Here is an 18,385-nt window from a genome sequence, read left to right as displayed (position 1 = left end):
GCGTTCCTTGAGGATCAGTTGGTCTTCGCAGGGCTGTTGTTGACTGCCACCTTCTTGGCGGCAGGCTCGGCTTTTTTCGCAGCCGCTTTGGCTGGAGCCGCTTTTTTAGAGGCCGCGGCGGTTTTCGCCGGGGCGGTTTTCTTCGCCGTGGTGGCCTTGGCCGCGGCTTTCGCGGCAGCCTTGGCCGCCGGTTTTGCAGCAGGCTTGGCGGCAGCGGCGGCCGGCTTGACGTCCTGCACCGCGACCAGCTCGGCCGGGCTTGGGGTCGGTTGCTTATATTTGGCCACCAGGGCGACCAGCGTCTCTTGCGGGGTCAGGATCATTTCCACGCGGCGGTTCAGGGAGCGGCCCTGGAGGCTGTCGTTGGCCGCACGCGGAGCGACCGAGCCCATCCCGCGCAGGGTCAGGCGGTCACGCTGCAGGCCACTGAGACGGAAGATCGCCGACACCGATGCGGCGCGCTCCAAGCTGAGTTTCTGGTTAGTGGCGGCAGCGCCACTGCTGTCGGCATGGCCGAGGATCAGCACAGCGGTTTTCGGATCGGTTTCGATTACCTTGGCCACCTTAGTGATCGGGCCGAGGCTGATCGGCAGGAGCATGGCCGGACGGTCCGGGTTGTAGCCGCTGTCCACTGGCAAGGTCACCACCAGCACGTCTTCGCGGCGCTCCAGCTCCAGCTTGCTGTCCTTGATCGCCTCGCGCACCTTCGGCTCGTAATTATCCAGCCAGGCCTGGGTGGCCTTGACGTCGACCTTGGGCACCGCAGCGACCTTGTCCGCAGGTTTGTCATCGCTGCCGCCGAACGGCCACCACCAGTTGCCGCCCTCGGACTTGGCTTCGGCCTTGGCCTCGGACCTGGCGACCTTCTCCTGCACCGCTTCCTTCACTTCCTGGTCAGCCACCTTGTCCGAGCCGAACGGCCACCAGCCGTGGCCACTGTCCGCAGCGCCTTTCTGGGGGTTCTGGGCGCAGCCAGTGATGGCCAGGCACAGGGCGAGAGCTAAGGTTTTATGTGAAGACATCAGCGATACACCATGAAAATGAAGGAAAAATAGAAAAGAGCTGGTCACAGAATAGCCAACCGTGCCCGCGAGTACAGTGGCACCCGATCAAAGGCAGTCGGCGAGAACCCGCACCAGTTTCTGCGCGCGAGGGTCCATGAGGATGTAGGGGCCCAGGGTATTGGTGACGAACCCGAAGGCAACGTCATGTTCCGGATCGGCGAAACCTACCGAACCGCCCGCCCCGGGGTGCCCGAAGGCGCGAGCGCCAAGGCCGAAGGTGGCGTTGGCCACGGTGGGCTGGTCGAGCATGCAACCGAGGCCGAAACGGGTCTGGGTCAGGAGCGTCCTGTCGTCGCCAAGGCTGTGTTCGCGGGTCAATTCGTCGAGCAGTTCCGACTCCAGCAGGCTGCCGTCCAGAAGACCGGCGTAGAAACCGGCCAGGCTGCGGGCATTGCCGTGACCATTGGCCGCCGGCTGCTGCATGCGCCGCCACTCGGGCTTGTTGGTGCTGGTGAGGATCGCCGGGGGATTGGTGAAGGCCCGGGTCGACAGGGCCTGGGGTTCGCTCATGGTGACCTTGAGCAGGCGCTGCGCCGCTGCATCGCCCAGGTTGCCCTTGCCCCGGGCAATATGGGCGACGCGGTGGAATTCGGCATCGTCCAGGCCGATGTGGAAATCCAGCCCCAGGGGCCTGGCAGTGCGGGCGACGATGGATTCGCCGGGGCCGCGGCCATCGGCACGGCGGATCAGTTCACCGACCAGCCAGCCATAGGTGATCGCCGCATAGCCGTGCGCGGTCCCCGGCTCCCACCAGGGGGCTTCGGCGGCCAGGGTGTCGACCATGGTCTGCCAATCATAGAGGGCTTCGGCGGGAAGCAGTTCGCGGATCGCCGGGAGGCCGGCGCGGTGGCTGAGCAGTTGGCGCAGGGTCACCGATTCCTTGCCGGCCTGGGCGAACTCGGGCCAGTAGCGGGCCACCGGGGCGTCCAGTTGCAGCTTGCCCTCGCCCACCAGTTGCAGGGCGGTCACGGCGGCAAAGGTCTTGGTGCAGGAAAACAGGTTGGCGATAGTGTCGCTGTGCCAGGCCTCATGGCCGTCCTTGTCGGCCGTGCCGGCCCAGAGGTCGACTACCGTCTCGCCACCGACCTGGATGCACAGGGCCGCACCGCGCTCCTGGGGATCATCGAAAAGTGCCGCAAAGGCCTCGCGTACCGCCTCGAACCTGAGTTCGAAATGACCCTGGATCTGCACCCGTTGACTCCCCTGGAAGCTGACTGAAAAGTGGCGTGCATTGTTTCAGCCCGCGAAGGATTTTGGAACAGACATGGGTCGGACAATGACCACTATTCATGTGGGCAACGCGCAACCTGTGGGAGCTGGCTTGCCAGCGATAGGGCCAGGCCTCACAACATCTTTGTCATTGCCGGCCTCATCGCTGGCAAGCCAGCTCCCACAGGGGGTTTGCGTGCTACTTGTTGGCGGGCTCGGCCTCGGGCTTGTGCGCCACACCCACGATCTGCTTCCCGACCTGCAGATTGGCCTTGCGCACCTGTTCGATAAAGCCCTGGTACGGCACATCGGTAATCCCCACCAAGCCGAAATGACCGTTTTCGCCATCGAGCAGGCGCCCGCTGGCCGGCTGGTCGAAGAACTGGAACCAGTGCACACCGACGATCGCCGGCTCCTCCAGCGCCGCCTTGAGGAACGCGGCGTAAGCCGGCCCGCGGTCCTCTTCCCGTGCCACCTCCATCGGCCCCGGCCAGAACGGCCCGCGATCGCGAGAGCCGAAGTGGAACTCGGAGACCAGCACCGGCTTGTCCAGCTCGCGCAAGCGGGCGAAGTCGTAGCCATCCTGGGGTTTGGGCGTATAGAAGTTGAAACTCAGGACATCGCAGTACTGGGCGCAAGCCGCCACCGCTTCCGGTGTGGTCACGGCGAAACGACCGCCCAGCAGCAGATGGTTGGGCGCATGCCATTTCAGGGCATCGGAGATGGTCTTGAAGTAGGCATCGGCGAAGGAGCGCTGGAAGTGCTTGAAGTCTTCTTCGATCTGCGGGTGCTCGGCGCTTGGCAGCGGCGCCTCGAAGCCCGGATCTTCCATCAGTTCCCAGGCGGTCAGCTGGATACCCCAGGCCTTGGACAGGCCTTCCTGGTTACGGTACTTGTCGCGCAACTGCTTGAGGAAAGCGCGCTTGGCCGGTACGTCGGTGGTCAGGCGCAGGGTGCCGTAGGCCAGGCCATAGCGGGATTTCGGGTCATCTCCCGGGGCTGCCCAGGCCAGTTCGTTGTCGGCGAAGTAGCCGATCAGGAACGGGTCGTCACGATGATCACGGGCGGCGATGGCCACGGCACGCTCGGTGGCCATGGCGAAACGCGGGTCGAACGGGTCGGGCATGGCGCCCCACCAGTCCATGCCGGTGCTGATGCTGGCGTAATCGCCGACGATCGCCAGCGGCAGGGTGTAGGGCACCCGCTCGGCCTGTTCCAGGCTCGACTCGCTCCAGTTGCCAAGGGTGTTGAAGCCCCAGGCCTGCAGGCGATCGAGGGTGTGGGCTTGCCAGCGGGCGGTGTCGAGGACAGGCGGCGGGCAGGGTTTGGCATCTGCCGTCGGCGTCGGACACGGCTTGCCGTAGGCCCTTTCCAGGTTGGCGGCATAGAAATCGAACCAACGGCCCTGGTTGAAGTTGCGGCCTTTCGACGAGGCATTGCCGTCGTTGTTGTTACCTTCGCCGTAGAAGGCAGCCAGCGGCGAGTCGGCATTCGGCAAGTCGCTGAACATGCTTTCGCGACCGGCGACATAGGTGCGCCCGGGCTCGTCATTCACCGCATTGACGCCCAGGGAGTAGAACGGATGCCCTTCCGGGGTCACCAGGTACCAGCGACCATCGCGCTTGACGGTGCGGAAGAAGCCCTTGGCATCGAAGGTCTGGCCGCCGGTCCAGCCGCCGAAGCGGTCCAGCGGTTGCTTCTCGCGCTCGGCGAGCCAGGTCTTGAGTTGTTGCTGTTCTTTACCGGCTGCGGCCTTGAGCTGTTCGTCGCTGGCGACCTTTTCCGGCCAGCGGCCCCGGCTGTATTGGCCGTAGCCGTCGATCAGCTGGCTATAGGCGGCCTGTTGCAGGCGCTCGTCATCCTGCACGTTGATCCGCTCGATGAGCACGCTCTGGGCGACGTTGGGCTGGTTCATCGACAGGCTGATGGCGCTGACCTGGCTCAGGTCCAGCTCGCCGCTGCTGCTGGCAACGATCAGGCGCTGGCCCTCGTACGTCCACGGCATCGGCGGACCGGCGCGCATGCCCTGGCTCAAGGACGAAGCGGCCTGCAGCGGGATCACCACGGTCTGCGCCGGGCCGGCGGGCAGGTCGATGCGGCTGGTGAGGGTCTTGCCATCGGCGCTCTGCACAGTGACGTTCAGGGTCAGGGCCCAGTCCATGCCGCTTTGCAGGCGCAGGGTCAGGGTTTTCTGCGCGGACCAGTCCCACACGCCGGACTGCGGGCTCATGCGCAGGCTGGGCCGCGGCACCGGGTTGAACACCACCCGCCGCAGCACCTCACCCTCGGCCGTCTGTTCCGCGTTGTACTGCGGCAGGCTGGCATCCTCGGTCGCCACGTTGACCACCGAGGTCGGGCGCACGAAGTTGAACAGCGTCTGTTGCGCAGCCAGCAAGGGTTGGCTGAGCACTAGCAGGAAGGCGGCAGGAAGGGTACGGCGCAACATGGGGCTGGAGTTCTCCTTGAGGGGCCTTTTCAGGGGCCTTGGTTCCGGTGATAGACAGCGGCAAGTGCAAAAGATTTTAGGCCTCATCGCTGGCAAGCCAGCTCCCACACCCCTGTGGGAGCTGGCTTGCCAGCGATGAGGCCCTCAAGAACTACGAAATTTCCCGACGGAACGGCGGCAGCGCATTGAGGATAGCCTTCCCATAGCGCTGGGTGACCACCCGACGGTCAAGCAAGGTGATGGTCCCGCGATCCAGCTCGGTACGCAGCAAACGCCCGCAGGCCTGGATCAGCTTCAAGGAGGCATCCGGCACGGAGATCTCCATGAACGGATTGCCTCCCCGCGCTTCGATCCACTCGGCCAGCGCCGCTTCCACGGGATCGTCAGGCACGGCGAAAGGAATCTTGGCGATCACCACGTGCTCGCAGTACGCCCCCGGCAAGTCCACGCCCTCGGCGAAACTGGCCAGGCCGAAGAGTACGCTGGACTCGCCGTCATCGACCCGTGCCTTGTGCTTGTTCAGGGTTTCCTGCTTGGACAGGTTGCCCTGGATGAACACCTGCCGGCGCCAGTCGCGGTCCAGGCCGTCGAACACGTCCTGCATCTGCTTGCGCGAGGAGAACAGCACCAGCGACCCCCGCGAGCCTTCCACCAGTTCCGGCAGGTCACGGATGATCGCGGCGGTGTGGGCAGCGGCGTCCCGCGGGTCGGCGCGCAGGTCCGGGACCCGCAGCACGCCAGCGTCGGTGTGGTGGAACGGGCTCGGCACCACCGCCGTGACCGCGGCCTTCGGCAGGCCCGAGCGCATGCGGAAACGATCGAACGTGCCCAGTGCGGTGAGGGTCGCGGAGGTGACCAGGGCACCATGGGCGACATTCCACAGGTTGCGCCGCAGCATCTCGGCCGCAAGGATCGGGCTGGCATTGACCTCGATATCGAACAGCGCGCCGCTTTCGGCCAGGGTCAGCCAGCGCGCCATGGGCGGGCTGTCTTCCGGGTCCTCGGCGGTGAAGGCGGTCCACAGCTCCCAGTTGCTGCCCGCGCGGGTCAGCAGGTTGCCGAACAGCGGGTACCACTCTTCGGCCTGATGGCTGGGAATACCGATATTGACCTCGCCATCCATGCCTTCCTTGAGCAGGTCGGCCAGGCGGGTGAACAGGTCGTTGAGGCGGGCGAAGCCCTTCTTCAACTCGATGCCGATCTCGCGGATATGCTCCGGGACCACCCCGCCGATGAAGCGGTAACGCGGGCGTTCACGGCCTTCGGCATCCTCGCCGGGGCGGAAATCGGCGACCTGCTCGCAAGCGGCGAACATGAATTGCTGGTGGTTCTTGATCTCCCGCGCCAGCTCGGGAACCTGCTCGATGTACTTGCCCAGGTCACCCGGCAACGGGTTCTGCGCCAGCAGCTTGGTCAGGTTCTTCGCGGTCTGCTCCAGCCAGTCCGCCGTGGAGCGCAGGCGGCTGTAGTGGGCGAAGTGGCCGATGGCCTTGTCCGGCAGGTGATGACCTTCGTCGAACACATAGATGGTGTCGCGCGGATCCGGCAGCACTGCACCGCCGCCCAGGGCCAGGTCGGCCAGGACCATATCGTGGTTGGTGACGATCACGTCGACCTTGCCCATGCCTTCGCGAGCCTTGTAGAAGGTGCACTGGCCGAAGTTCGGGCAGTGGCGTCCGGTGCACTGGCTATGGTCGGTGGTCACCCGTGCCCAGTCCTGGTCTTCCAGGGCGGTGGGCCAACTGTCGCGGTCACCGTCCCAACGGTTGCCGGCCAGCTTCTCGATCATGCTGTTGAAGAGTTTCTGGCTGGCTTCGTCCACCTCGATCCTGAAGCCTTCTTCCTCGAAAAGCTGGGCCGTGGCGCTTTGCGCATGGCCTTCCTGGAGCAGCAGGTCGAGTTTCGACAGGCACAGGTAGCGGCCTCGGCCCTTGGCCAGGGCGAAGCTGAAGTTCAGGCCGCTGTTGCGCATGAGGTCGGGCAAATCCTTGAAGACGATCTGTTCCTGCAGGGCGACGGTAGCGGTGGCGATCACCAGGCGCTTGCCGGCAGCCTTGGCCGCGGGAATCGAGGCGAGGCTGTAGGCCACGGTCTTGCCGGTACCGGTACCGGCTTCCACCGCCACCACCGCCGGTTCGCCGCTGCGCCGGCCTTCGTCATCGCAATCGATGTCGCCGAGGACCTTGGCCACTTCGGCGATCATCAGGCGCTGGCCATAGCGAGGCTTGAGGCCCTTGGCCTCGAGGAAACGCGAATAGGCGCCCTGAATCTGGGACTTGAGTTCGTTGCTGATCATGGTCTCGGGCGCCCGCGAAGGGCTGGATATATTTTCAGTGTTTCGAATGAGCGGGCTATCATACCCGCCAATTTCCCTTTGCGCTGAATGGAGTGCCCGATGACCGCCTTTGCCCTTCCTTATAGCCTGCATGTGCTGGCCGCCCTGGTGTGGGTCGGCGGCATGTTCTTCGCCTGGATGGTCTTGCGTCCGGCGGCCGCCACGGTGCTGGAGGGCCCGGCCCGCTTGCAATTGTGGCTGGAAGTGTTTTCCCGGTTCTTCAGCTGGGTATGGATCGCGATCCTGGTTCTAGCAGTCAGTGGTGTCGGGATGTTGCATATGCACTTCGGCACCCTCGACACCGCGCCGCGGCATGTGCAGGTGATGATTGGCGGCGGCATCGCGATGTTCGCGCTGTTCATGCGCATCCAGAGCCTGCTGCTACCGGAAATGCGCAAGGCAGTGGAGGCCGGGGACTGGGCAGCGGGCGCTGCCGTACTGGGAAAAATCAGGAAGATGGTGGGGATCAATCTGCTGTTGGGGATTGCCGTGGTATTGGTGGCAGCTACCCGGCTTTCCTTCTGACTTCGAGGGCCTCATCGCTGGCAAGCCAGCTCCCTGTGGGAGCTGGCTTGCCAGCGATGAGGCCCTGAAGAACAAAGAAGATTCAGAGGCGCTGAACACTCAACTCGCCAGCAGCCCCAGCCATCCCAGGCTGCCCTTCCAGCCCGGGCCGGCCATCGGCCCCGGCCTCGGTGCGATACACCAGGCAGCCCTTGCTCGCCCCACCCTGCCCGGCTTTGCCCGCTGCACCGGCCTTGCCCGGCGCCCCACCTTCAAGCCGCACCTTGATCTGTTCGGCCGGATAATCCGCCGGCAATGCCAGGCGCACCCGGCCACCGGCCGAGCCGTCGTGGCCGTCGCCACCGTTGTCGCCATTCGCCCCGCGACTGGCCGAACCCCAGGTGCAGCCGCCGGCCTTGCCATTGGCGCCATCCAGCCCGACATACCCCGGCGCTCCGGCGCCGCCCCGGGCGTCGATGGCCAGTACGGGCGCCTGCAACTGCTGCAAGCGCAGATCGAGGTTGCGCCCCGGCCTGGCGGCGCGCTCATAGGTACCGGCCATGCCGGTGGCGGTAATCAGGCTGCCTTCATCCAGTTGCGCCCGCTCCACCGCGATGCGCAAGGTTTCATCGGCCGGCACCACGGAAATCCGCGCGTCACGTCCCAGGTGCAGTTGGTCGACCTTGAGCTCCACCAGGCTGGCCGGCAGGACCAGGGTGGCCGAGTCCGCCACCTCGAGCCGCTCCAGATGCACCACGCCGGCCTTGCCCGCCAGGCGCAACACCGAGTGGGGCTCGACGTTCAGTGAACCGGCCAGGGCCAGCGGGCTGAACATCGCAGTCAACAGCAACAGCTTACGCATGCGGTACTTCCTTGGGTGCGGGAATGGAGAGGATATGGAAGATGCCCACCAGGAGGATCTGCAAGCGGTCGAACCAACGGTGGCTGCGCTCGCGCAGGCGACCGTTATAGAACAGCACTTCCAGCAGGTGCAAGCCCAGCAGGGCGGCGCCCGCCAGGTTGATCAACTGATGGAAGGGTTTCTCCGCCGGCATCAGCAGATTGGCCAGCACCACCCACCAGAACAGCACGGTCAGGACCTTGAACAGGCCCAGCAGTGTTTTCATCCGTCGTTCTCCTCAAACCGTGGCGGCCCGTGCGCAAACGGACCGCCAGCGTTGCCGGATCAATTCAGATGCAGCTCGACCCGGCGATTCTGCGCACGCCCTTCGTCGGTTTCGTTGTCGGCCACCGGCTCGCTTTCGCCACGGCCCATGCTGGTGACTTTCTGCGGCGCAATGCCCTCGTTTATCAGCCAGGTCGCCACCGCCCCGGCACGCCGTTCGGAGAGCGCCTGGTTGTAGGCATCGGTGCCCTTGCTGTCGGTATGCCCGACCACCCGGATACTCAGGACCTGCGCACCGCTCAATCTTTCCACCAGCCCTTGCAGTTGCTGCCGGGCCGCCGGGGTCAGTTCGGCGGAATCGAAGGCGAACAGCACGTTGCCCTGGTCGCTCAGGGTAATCACCTCGGGCTGCGGCGGTTCAGGCTCGGCGACCTTCTGCGCAGGCGGGTACTGCGGCAACGGGCAGCCGTTGTGGCTGACTGGGGTGTTGGCCGGCGTATCCGGGCAACGGTCGCGGCGGTCGAAGACCCCGTCACCGTCCTGGTCGCCATCCTGGACAAAACAGATCAAGCCACCGGCAATGGCACCGGCCGCCGCGCCACCACCGGCCCAGGCCGAACTTTCGATGGCGCCGAGACCGCCACCGACCAGCCCGCCCAGCAGGCTGCAGATCGGCCAGGTACGTTGATTGAGCGGAGCGCTGCCGTCGCTGTGGGTTGCACAACCTGAAAGCAGGCCGGCTGCCAGTAACACCGGAAGCGCGGCCTTGGTGAGTGCGTTCATGGGGAAATGCCTCCTGTGTTACCGGCCATTACCGGCACACAGGAGTAAAGACCGGCCCGTGGCAGTTCTCAAGCCACGGGCCGCGGGACATCAACGCTGGATCTTGATCTCGGTACGGCGGTTCATGGCCCGGCCTTCCGCAGTTTTGTTATCGGCGACCGGCTGGCTTTCACCTGCGCCGCTGACCGAAACGAAGTAACCCTGCGGCACTCCGCTTTCCACCAGGTAGCGAACCACCGAGTGGGCACGTTTGTCCGACAGCCGCTGGTTGTAGGCATCGGAGCCGACACTGTCGGTATGTCCGGTCACGGTCAGTTGCACACCCTCTTTCTCTGCCCGCAGGCGTTCGGCGATGGTGTTCAGGCGCGACTTGTCGGCAGCGGTCAGCTTGTCGGAGTCGAAGGCGAAGTGCACATCGCGGATGACGATGGTTTCCTCCTTCACCACCACCACTTCCTCGACCACAGGCGGTGCGGGCGGAGCCAGCGGGCAACCGGTGGCATCCACCGGAGTGCCACGCGGCGTGCCCGGGCACTTGTCGCGGCTGTCCGGTACGCCATCGCCGTCTTCATCGCCATCACCATGCACCCAGCAATACGCAGCCGCCATCGAGCCGCCCACCAGCGCGCCCCAACCCGCCCAACTGCTGCTTTCAATGGCGCCCAACGCGGCACCGCCGACACCCCCGACCGCCGCGCATTTCGGCCAGTCGGTCTTTTGCAGACCTGCACAACCAGTCAGTACGCTGGTTAGCAGAACCAGAGGTAAAGCTGTGCGAACTATGCTCATCTGTTGCTTCTCCATGGGAAATGTGCCTTGCGGTACCGCTGCTCTGGGAGTAAAGACCGCCGATTCCATCTCCGCCAGCAATAAGCCATGACGCGAAAGCCTTTGCCCGCTAGGCTTGGCGGAACAGACGAGGATCTTCGATGACCGAGAGTTTTTCTTCGCGCACGCCGCAACAGGCCCTGGCGGCGCTGCTGGATCACTACGCCCCGCACAGTGTGCTGCTGGTGGGTGCGTCCTTCCCTGCACTCGACGCCTTCGCCGCAGCGCATCCGCGAGCCAGCATCGATATCGCCAGCCCCGGCCCGCTGCCGGCAGAACTGGCCGGCAAGCGCTACGACCTGGCGTTGCTGGTGGATTGCCTGGAGCACCTGGAGAAACGCGACGGCCTGCAACTGCTGGGCGGCATCCGCAATCTCAATGCCAGTCGTATCGCCGTGCTCGCCGACAAGGGCGCCAGCCAATGGGAAGACCGCGACTTCTATTCCCTGGCCTTGCAGGCCAGCGAGCGTTTCCGCCGCGACGAGCAGGTGCTCGACCTGTTCACCTACGACGTGCGCGACTACAAGCAGGTCCCGGATTGGCTCAACGCCAAGTTCTGGGCCAACCCGCAAAATTTCGGCAAGTACTGGTGGTGACACGATGAGCGTTTCGGTTTGTCCCTGCGGCAGCGGCAACCTGCTGGACGCCTGCTGCGGGCATTATCACGCCGGGCATCCGGCTCCCGACGCCCAGGCCCTGATGCGCTCGCGCTACAGCGCCTATGTGCTGGGCCTGGTCGATTACCTGGTGGCTACCACCCTGCCGGTGCAGCAGGCCGGGCTCGACCGCGCCGCCATCGCCGCGTGGAGCGCCCAAAGCACCTGGCTGGGACTCGAGGTTGAATCGGCCGAGGTGTTCGGCGGCCAGCCCGAGCATGCCTTCGTTACCTTCACCGCGCGCTGGCACGACCTGGACGGTGAACACAGCCACCGTGAGCGCTCGGCCTTCGTGCAGAACCAGGGCCGCTGGTATTTCATCGACCCGACCGTGGGCCTCAAGGCCGGGCGCAACGACGCCTGCCCCTGCGCCAGCGGGCAGAAGTTCAAGAAATGCTGTTCGAGTTACGTCGGTAACTGAGCATGGCGATGCTGGCGCGCCTGCTGCTGTTCAGCCTGCTGCTGGGCCTGGGCGGTTGCGCCAGCTGGTTCGACAGCGACTGGCGCGAACCGCAAGTGCACCTGGTCAAGATCGAAACGGTGAAGGCGCGCCTGCTGCAGCAGCATTTCATCCTTCACCTGCGTATCGATAACCCCAACGACAGCACCCTGCAGGTTCGCGGCCTGAGCTATGCCGTACGCCTCAACGACATGCTGCTGGCCGAAGGCGACGACGGCCAGTGGTTGCGGGTCGATGCCAATGGCAGCCGGATCTTCAAGGTCGAGGTGCGTACCAACCTGTGGAAGCACGCCAGGCCGGTGGCGAAGATGCTGCGCCAGCACACGCCCCTGCATTACCGCCTCGAGGGCACGCTGCGCACCGGATTATTCTTCGCCCGCGACCTGCACTTGGCGCGCAGTGGTGAGATAATCCCCGGCGATTTTTTCCCGGAGTAACCTGCAATGAACCAGCAACCCCACGTCCACGGCCCAGACTGCAACCACGACCACGACCACGATCACCACCACGACCACGGCCATGTACATGGCCCGCACTGCAACCACGGCCACCAGGAGCCGGTGCGCAACGCCCTGAAGGACGTCGGTCGCAACGATCCTTGCCCGTGCGGCAGCGAGAAGAAATTCAAGAAGTGCCACGGCGCCTGAGTTTGGTGGCTTTGTACGAGAAGTGACTGCGCGGCGATCAGGCAAGGCGAAAACAGGCGAGGAAGCGGAGTTTGCTGGTTGCAAATGAGCATTCCGAGCCTGTTTTCAACGCAGCATGATCGTCGCGCAGGCATTTATCGTACAAAGCCAAGTCTGTAACAGCGGTCGGGCTTTGTGGTATCCATGACGCCCACCGCTGCGCTGGAGCGCAGCAGACTGACGGAGCGCCTCATGATCGATCTGTACTACTGGACCACCCCCAACGGCCACAAGATCAGCCTGTTCCTTGAGGAGACCGGCCTTCCCTACCGGATCCACCCGATCAACATCGGCAAGGGCGAGCAATTCGCCGCCGACTTCCTGAAAATCGCCCCCAACAACCGCATCCCGGCCATCGTCGACCACGACACGGCGGACGGCCAGCCATTGTCGCTGTTCGAATCCGGGGCCATCCTGCTCTACCTCGCCGAGAAAACCGGGAAATTCATTCCCCAGGATCTGCGCGGCCGCCAGGAAGTCCTGCAATGGCTGTTCTGGCAGATGGGCGGGCTCGGCCCGATGGCCGGGCAGAACCACCATTTCAACCGTTTCGCGCCGGAAAAGATCCCCTACGCGATCAAGCGCTACGTCGACGAGACCGCGCGCCTGTACGGCGTGCTGAACAAGCGCCTGGCCGACCGACCGTTCGTCGCCGGAGAGGCCTACAGCATCGCCGATATGGCGATCTATCCGTGGATCGTTTCGCACAAGTGGCAGGAGCAGAATCTCGACGATTTCCCCCACCTGAAGGCCTGGTTCGAAGGTATTCAGGCGCGTCCGGCGACCCAGCGCGCCTACGCCCTGGTGGAGAAGATCAACCCGCCGCAGAAATAAGCTCACATGGCCGGCGCGCGGCTTTGCAAATAAAGCCCGCGCCCCTGCTTGCATGGCGCTGGCGCGCTCACTAACGTAGCGCCTTTCGCCGCCAGCCTTCCCCTTGCATGCAGGAGCTTCGCCATGGCCTCGCCAGCCTTTCCCCTTTCACGTCTGCGCTTCGGCGTCGCTGCGGCCGCGCTCGGCCTGCTAAGCCTCGGCGGTTGCCAGATGGGCAATGTCCGCGACAGCGTGCCGCCCAGCGTCGGCGTGCAACCGCTCAAGGGCCTGGCGAACAACGTGTCGGTACGGCGCAGCGCCCAGGGCCTGCCGCTGATCGAAAGCAGCTCCTTCCATGACGCCCTGTTCAGCCTCGGCTATGTGCATGCCTCGGACCGCATCGGGCAGATGCTGGCCATGCGCCTGCTGGCCCAGGGACGCCTGGCCGAGATGGCCGGCGCCGACGCCCTGGATGCCGATCGCTTCATGCGCGCGGCAAACCTGCGGCAGAGCGCCAGCCAGCTCTACGCCGACGCCTCGCCACGGGTGAAGCGCTTCTTCGAGGTGTATGCCCGGGGCGTCAACGCCTACCTGTTCCGTTACCGCGAAAAACTGCCTTCGCCGATTGCCGACTATCGCCCGGAATACTGGAAGGCCGAGGACTCGGCGCTGGTCTTCGCCCTGTACAGCTTCAGCCAGTCGGTGAACCTGCAGGAAGAACTGGCGGCCCTGACCCTGGCGCAGAAAGTCGACGCCGACAAACTGGCATGGCTACTGCCGACCTACCCGGACGAACCGCTGGCCGAGGCCGAGGCAGACAAGCTCAAGGGCCTCAACCTCGCCAGCCAGTTGCCCGGCCTGGCCTCGGTGAGCGCCGTCAGTGCGCAACTGGCCGCCTTCAATGTGCTCGGCAGCGGCAATTCAGCCAACTGGGCCATCGCCCCGCAGCGCAGCCGCAGCGGCAAGAGCCTGCTGGCCGCCGACAGCCAGGGCGCCTGGGTGCTGAGCCCGGTGCAGATTCGCACCGGCAAGTACCAGGCCGCCGGCTTCACCCTGCCGGGCCTGCCGTTCGTGCTCTCCGGTTTCAACGGCGCGCTGGCCTGGAGCAGCAGTGCGGTAATGGGCGACAACCAGGACCTGTACCTGGAGAAACTGCGTCGCAGCGGCAACCAATTGAGCTACGAAGTGGACGGCCGCTGGCAGCCGGCGCGCGCGCGCAACGAGACCTACATCATCAAGGGCCGCAGCCCGCTGCGCGAGGTCATCTACGAAACCGGCCACGGCACGCTGCTCACGGGCGCCCAGGGCGGCCTTGGCCTGGCCCTGAAAATGCCCGACCTCAAGGGCGATCGCAGCCTCGATGCGCTGTTCGACCTGAGCCGCGCGCGCAATGTCGAGCGGGCCTCCGAAGCCAGCCGCGAGATCGGTGCGGCGGCGTTGAACATGATCTTCGCCGACGCCAGCAACATTGGCTGGCAGGTCACCGGACGCTATCCGAACCGTCGCGAAGGCCAAGGCCTGGTGCCGTCGCCGGGCTGGGAAAGCCGCTACGACTGGGACGGTTACGCCGACCCGATGCTGCACCCCTACGACCAGGACCCGATGCAGGGCTGGCTCGGTACCGCCAACCAGCGCAGCGCCCCCAAGGGCTACGGCATGCAGTTGTCCAGCAGTTGGTCCTATCCGGAGCGGGCCGAGCGCCTGGCGCAACTGGCCGGCAATGGCAAGCATGACGGTCGCAGCCTGATCGCCATGCAGAACGACCAGATCACGCTGTTCGCCGCCAGGCTCAAGGCGATGTTCGAAGCCCCGGGCATGGCCCAGCCGCTGAAAAAGGCCATCGAGGCCCTGCCGCCGGAGCACAAGGCCAGGGCCCGCGAGGCCTATACCCGGTTGATGGCTTTCGATGGACGTCTTAGCCAGACCTCTACCGATGCCGCGATCTACGAGCTGTTCCTGCAGGAAAGCACCAAGGCCATCTTCCTCGACGAACTGGGCCCGGAGTCGGGCCCGGCCTGGCAGGCGTTCGTCAGCACCGCGCGATCCTCCTACTCGGCGCAGGCCGATCACCTGCTGGGCCGGGACGACAGCCCGTTCTGGGATGACCGCAACACCCCGGCAAAAGAAGACAAACCGACGATCCTGGCCCGCAGCCTTGCCGCGGCGATCAGTGAAGGCGAACGGCAGATGGGCGCGGACCGCCGTACCTGGCAATGGGGACGCCTGCACCAGTACCAATGGCCGACGGCGAACCTGCTCGGCATTGGCGACAACATCGAGCGTCGGGCCCAGGCAACCGGCGGCGACCACAGCACGCTGAATCCGTCGGGGTATGCCTGGGGCCAGGACTTCAAGGCCTCGTTGCCTTCGTCGATACGCATGGTGGTGGACTTCGGCCAGGCCGAGCCGTTGCAGGTACTGACCAGCGCCGGGCAATCGGGGAACCCGGCAAGCCCGCAATTCAACGGGCTGGACGGCTGGTTCCGCGGGCAGTACCAGAGCGTGCCGTTGCAGGGGCAGAACCATGAGCGGGTGTTTGGCAGCAAGCGGCTGACGCTGGTGCCTGGCAAGTGACCTCGAGGTCCTCATCGCTGGCAAGCCAGCTCCCACGGGAATCGCGTCTGTGGGAGCTGGCTTGTCGGATCGCCGCACCGCAGCGATAGGCCCTCAAAAACAAAGAACTTCCCAAGCCGGTCACCGCTCTATCGATACAAGCCCACCCACTCCGGCCCCACGCCCATGGACCTTGTCATCGCCCGCCCCGAAGGCCTCTACTGCCCACCCGGCGACTTCTACATCGACCCCTGGCGCCCGGTAGACCGCGCGGTCATCACCCATGGCCACGGCGACCATTCCCGCCCCGGCAACCAGCATTACCTCTGCGCCGAACCCGGTGCCGGCATCCTGCGTAGCCGGCTCGGCGCAGACATCAACCTGCAGACCCTGCCCTACGGCCAGACGCTGCTGCACCATGGCGTCACCCTCAGCTTCCACCCTGCCGGCCATGTCCTCGGCTCGGCCCAGGTGCGCCTGGAATACCAGGGCGAGGTCTGGGTCGCGTCGGGCGACTACAAGGTCGAGCCCGACGGCACCTGCGCGCCGTTCGAGCCGGTGCGCTGCCATACCTTCATCACCGAATCCACCTTCGGCCTGCCCATCTACTGCTGGCAACCCCAGCAGGAGATCTTCGAGCAGATCAACGCCTGGTGGCGCGACAACCAGGCCAAGGGCAAGGCCAGCGTGCTGTTTTCCTACGCGTTCGGCAAAGCCCAGCGCATTCTTCACGGGATCGACGCCAGTATTGGCCCGATCCTCGCACATGGCGCGGTGGAGCCGCTGAACCGCGTCTACCGCGAGGCCGGGGTGTACATCCCGGAAACCCGCTATGCCGGCGATATCCCACGCAACGACCCGTTGCTGCGCCAGGCCCTGATCATCGCCCCGCCGTCCGCCGGCGGAAGCAGCTGGATGCGCCGCTTCGGCGACTACAGCGATGCCTTCGCCAGCGGCTGGATGCGCTTGCGCGGCACGCGGCGGCGGCGCGGGGTGGATCGCGGCTTCGTGCTTTCGGACCATGCCGACTGGCCCGGCCTGCTCTGGGCCATCGGGCAGACCGGCGCCGAGCGGGTGATGGTCACCCACGGTTCGGTGCAGGTGCTGGTGCGCTACCTCAAGGAGCAAGGCCTCGATGCCCGGGGCTTCGTCACCGAGTACGGTGAGGAAGACGATGCCAGCACCAGTGGCGAGGCCGAAGCATGAAGGCCTTCGCCGAGCTGTACCTGCGCCTCGACGCCACGACCTCCAGCAACGCCAAGCTGCAAGCGTTGCAGGACTACTTCACCCAGGCCCCGGCCGAGGATGCCGCCTGGGCGGTGTACTTCCTTTCCGGGGGACGCCCTCGGCAGCTGGTGCCGACCCGCCTGCTGCGCGAGCTGGCCGTGCGCCTGTCGGACCTGCCCGAGTGGTTGTTCGAAGAGAGCTACCAGGCGGTGGGTGACCTGGCCGAGACCTTCTCCCTGCTGCTGCCGGAGAGCGAGCACAGCAGCGATGCCGGGCTGGCGTACTGGGTCGAGGAACAACTGCTGCCCCTGCGTGGCCTGGCGCCCAATGACCTGGCCGAACGCCTGCCGCCCCTGTGGGCGCAACTGGACCGCAACAGCCTGCTGGTGTGCATGAAACTGATCACCGGCAGCTTCCGGGTGGGCGTGTCGAAACTGCTGGTGACCCGTGCCCTGGCACAACTGGCCGACCTGGATGCCAAGCAGGTGGCCCAACGCCTGGTCGGCTATACCGACCTGCGCCACAGCCCCACACCCGAGGGCTACCTGGCCCTGATCGCCCCGCCCAGCGCCGAGGAACATGCGCAGCGCGGTGGCCAGCCCTACCCGTTCTTCCTGGCCCATGCCCTGCAACAGCCGGTGGAGCAGTTCGACGCCCTGCTCGGCCCGGTCGGCGACTGGCAAGCGGAATGGAAGTGGGACGGTATTCGCGCGCAACTGGTCAAGCGCGACGGGCAACTGTGGATCTGGTCGCGCGGCGAGGAACTGGTCACCGAGCGCTTTCCCGAACTCCATGCCATCGCCACCTGCCTGGCGGACGGCACGGTGCTCGACGGCGAGATCGTGGTGTGGAAGCCCGACACGCGCACCGATGCCATCGCCGTACAGCCCTTCGCCCTGTTGCAGCAGCGTATCGGACGCAAAACCCTGGGCAAGAAACTGCTGGCCGATGCACCGGTGGCCTTGCTGGCCTACGACCTGCTGGAGTGGCAGGGCGAGGACTGGCGCAACCGGCCGCAGTACCAGCGGCGCCAACAACTGGAACAGGTGGTCGGCAATTGCGCGGCATCGGTATTGCAACTGTCGCCGGTACTGACCGCCAGTGACTGGAATGATCTGGCCCGACAACGCGAAACATCACGTAGCCTGGGGGTCGAGGGGCTGATGCTCAAGGCCCGGGAATCGCTCTACGGCGTGGGACGGACCAAGGACATGGGCGTGTGGTGGAAGTGGAAGATCGATCCCTTCACCGTGGACGCGGTGCTGATCTATGCGCAGCGCGGACATGGCCGGCGCGCCAGCCTGTACAGCGACTACACCTTTGCCGTCTGGGATGCGCCGGCGGGCTCGCCGGAACGCAGCCTGGTGCCCTTTGCCAAGGCCTACTCCGGGCTGAGCGATGCCGAAATGCGCAGCGTCGATGCGCTGATCCGCAAGACCACCATCGAAACCTTCGGCCCGGTACGCAGCGTGACGCCGAGCATGGTCTTCGAACTGGCCTTCGAAGGCATTGCCCTGTCGAAACGGCACAAGAGCGGGATTGCAGTACGCTTCCCGCGGATGCTGCGCTGGCGGCAGGACAAGCCGGTGGAGGAAGCGGATGACCTGGCGACGTTGCAGGGGTTGCTCAGTTGACCCGGGTCTTGTGGTGGTGCTGATGGCCTAATCGCTGGCAAGCCAGCTCCCACAAGGTTCT

General features: G+C 65.3%; 17 protein-coding genes. 9 read left to right on the top strand and 8 right to left on the bottom strand.

Annotated features, from left to right (window positions below; genetic code table 11):
• Positions 1–14 precede the first annotated feature (14 nt).
• The 4 genes from N7650_RS21875 to dinG all read right to left on the bottom strand — a co-directional run bounded on the left by N7650_RS21875 (position 15) and on the right by dinG (position 7,015).
• Complete coding sequence (locus tag N7650_RS21875; RefSeq protein WP_279899989.1) at positions 15–1,022, bottom strand: OmpA family protein; 1,008 nt, start codon at positions 1,020–1,022, stop codon at positions 15–17.
• An 87-nt stretch (positions 1,023–1,109) separates the two neighbouring features.
• The gene (locus N7650_RS21870; protein ID WP_279899988.1) at positions 1,110–2,255 is read right to left on the bottom strand and encodes a serine hydrolase; all 1,146 of its coding nucleotides are present in this window, start codon (positions 2,253–2,255) and stop codon (positions 1,110–1,112) included.
• Between the two features lie 217 nt (positions 2,256–2,472).
• Positions 2,473–4,719 (bottom strand): beta-galactosidase, encoded by a 2,247-nt coding sequence (locus N7650_RS21865; protein ID WP_279899987.1) that lies wholly within the window; start codon positions 4,717–4,719, stop codon positions 2,473–2,475.
• Between the two features lie 151 nt (positions 4,720–4,870).
• Positions 4,871–7,015 carry an ATP-dependent DNA helicase DinG gene (gene dinG, locus N7650_RS21860; RefSeq protein ID WP_279899986.1) on the bottom strand — a complete coding sequence of 715 codons (2,145 nt, stop codon included), beginning with the start codon at positions 7,013–7,015 and terminating at the stop codon, positions 4,871–4,873.
• 99 nt (positions 7,016–7,114) lie between these two features.
• On the opposite strand from dinG, the gene N7650_RS21855 reads away from it, so the two are divergent.
• A complete protein-coding gene (locus N7650_RS21855; RefSeq protein ID WP_009398585.1) occupies positions 7,115–7,579 on the top strand; it encodes a CopD family protein in 465 nt (154 codons plus the stop codon).
• 82 nt (positions 7,580–7,661) lie between these two features.
• Here the strand turns inward: N7650_RS21855 and N7650_RS21850 are convergent, their stop codons facing one another.
• From N7650_RS21850 to N7650_RS21835, 4 genes are all read right to left on the bottom strand, one after another.
• Positions 7,662–8,420, bottom strand: a complete 759-nt coding sequence (locus N7650_RS21850; RefSeq protein ID WP_009398583.1) for a hypothetical protein — start codon at positions 8,418–8,420, stop codon at positions 7,662–7,664.
• Positions 8,413–8,685, bottom strand: coding sequence for a DUF1145 domain-containing protein (locus N7650_RS21845; protein WP_009398581.1), 273 nt, complete (start codon positions 8,683–8,685; stop codon positions 8,413–8,415). Before N7650_RS21845 ends, N7650_RS21850 begins: the two co-directional genes overlap by 8 nt.
• A gap of 59 nt (positions 8,686–8,744) precedes the next feature.
• Positions 8,745–9,467 carry an OmpA family protein gene (locus tag N7650_RS21840; RefSeq protein ID WP_009398579.1) on the bottom strand — a complete coding sequence of 241 codons (723 nt, stop codon included), beginning with the start codon at positions 9,465–9,467 and terminating at the stop codon, positions 8,745–8,747.
• Between the two features lie 90 nt (positions 9,468–9,557).
• Positions 9,558–10,256, bottom strand: a complete 699-nt coding sequence (locus N7650_RS21835) for an OmpA family protein (RefSeq protein ID WP_037060005.1) — start codon at positions 10,254–10,256, stop codon at positions 9,558–9,560.
• Positions 10,257–10,396: 140 nt separating this feature from the next.
• On the opposite strand from N7650_RS21835, the gene N7650_RS21830 reads away from it, so the two are divergent.
• The 8 genes from N7650_RS21830 to N7650_RS21795 all read left to right on the top strand — a co-directional run bounded on the left by N7650_RS21830 (position 10,397) and on the right by N7650_RS21795 (position 18,324).
• Complete coding sequence (locus N7650_RS21830; protein WP_009398574.1) at positions 10,397–10,891, top strand: DUF6231 family protein; 495 nt, start codon at positions 10,397–10,399, stop codon at positions 10,889–10,891.
• A gap of 4 nt (positions 10,892–10,895) precedes the next feature.
• Positions 10,896–11,372, top strand: a complete 477-nt coding sequence (locus tag N7650_RS21825; protein WP_009398572.1) for a YchJ family protein — start codon at positions 10,896–10,898, stop codon at positions 11,370–11,372.
• A gap of 2 nt (positions 11,373–11,374) precedes the next feature.
• Complete coding sequence (locus tag N7650_RS21820) at positions 11,375–11,848, top strand: LEA type 2 family protein (protein WP_170394326.1); 474 nt, start codon at positions 11,375–11,377, stop codon at positions 11,846–11,848.
• A gap of 6 nt (positions 11,849–11,854) precedes the next feature.
• Positions 11,855–12,058 carry an SEC-C metal-binding domain-containing protein gene (locus N7650_RS21815; RefSeq protein WP_279899982.1) on the top strand — a complete coding sequence of 68 codons (204 nt, stop codon included), beginning with the start codon at positions 11,855–11,857 and terminating at the stop codon, positions 12,056–12,058.
• 231 nt (positions 12,059–12,289) lie between these two features.
• Positions 12,290–12,931, top strand: coding sequence for a glutathione binding-like protein (locus N7650_RS21810; RefSeq protein WP_009394438.1), 642 nt, complete (start codon positions 12,290–12,292; stop codon positions 12,929–12,931).
• Positions 12,932–13,054: 123 nt separating this feature from the next.
• Entirely contained in the window at positions 13,055–15,484 is a 2,430-nt protein-coding gene (locus N7650_RS21805; RefSeq protein ID WP_279899980.1) for a penicillin acylase family protein, read from the top strand.
• 165 nt (positions 15,485–15,649) lie between these two features.
• Entirely contained in the window at positions 15,650–16,669 is a 1,020-nt protein-coding gene (locus tag N7650_RS21800) for a ligase-associated DNA damage response exonuclease (protein ID WP_279899978.1), read from the top strand.
• Positions 16,666–18,324, top strand: a complete 1,659-nt coding sequence (locus tag N7650_RS21795) for an ATP-dependent DNA ligase (protein ID WP_009394435.1) — start codon at positions 16,666–16,668, stop codon at positions 18,322–18,324. The genes N7650_RS21800 and N7650_RS21795 overlap by 4 nt, the downstream gene beginning before the upstream one ends.
• Positions 18,325–18,385 lie beyond the last annotated feature (61 nt).

This window comes from Pseudomonas sp. GD04058, assembly GCF_029836855.1.
In the GTDB taxonomy this organism is placed as follows: Bacteria; Pseudomonadota; Gammaproteobacteria; order Pseudomonadales; family Pseudomonadaceae; genus Aquipseudomonas; species Aquipseudomonas bharatica.
The sequence above is the reverse complement of the archived record's forward strand: the minus strand, read 5'-3'. Positions and strand labels throughout refer to the sequence as shown.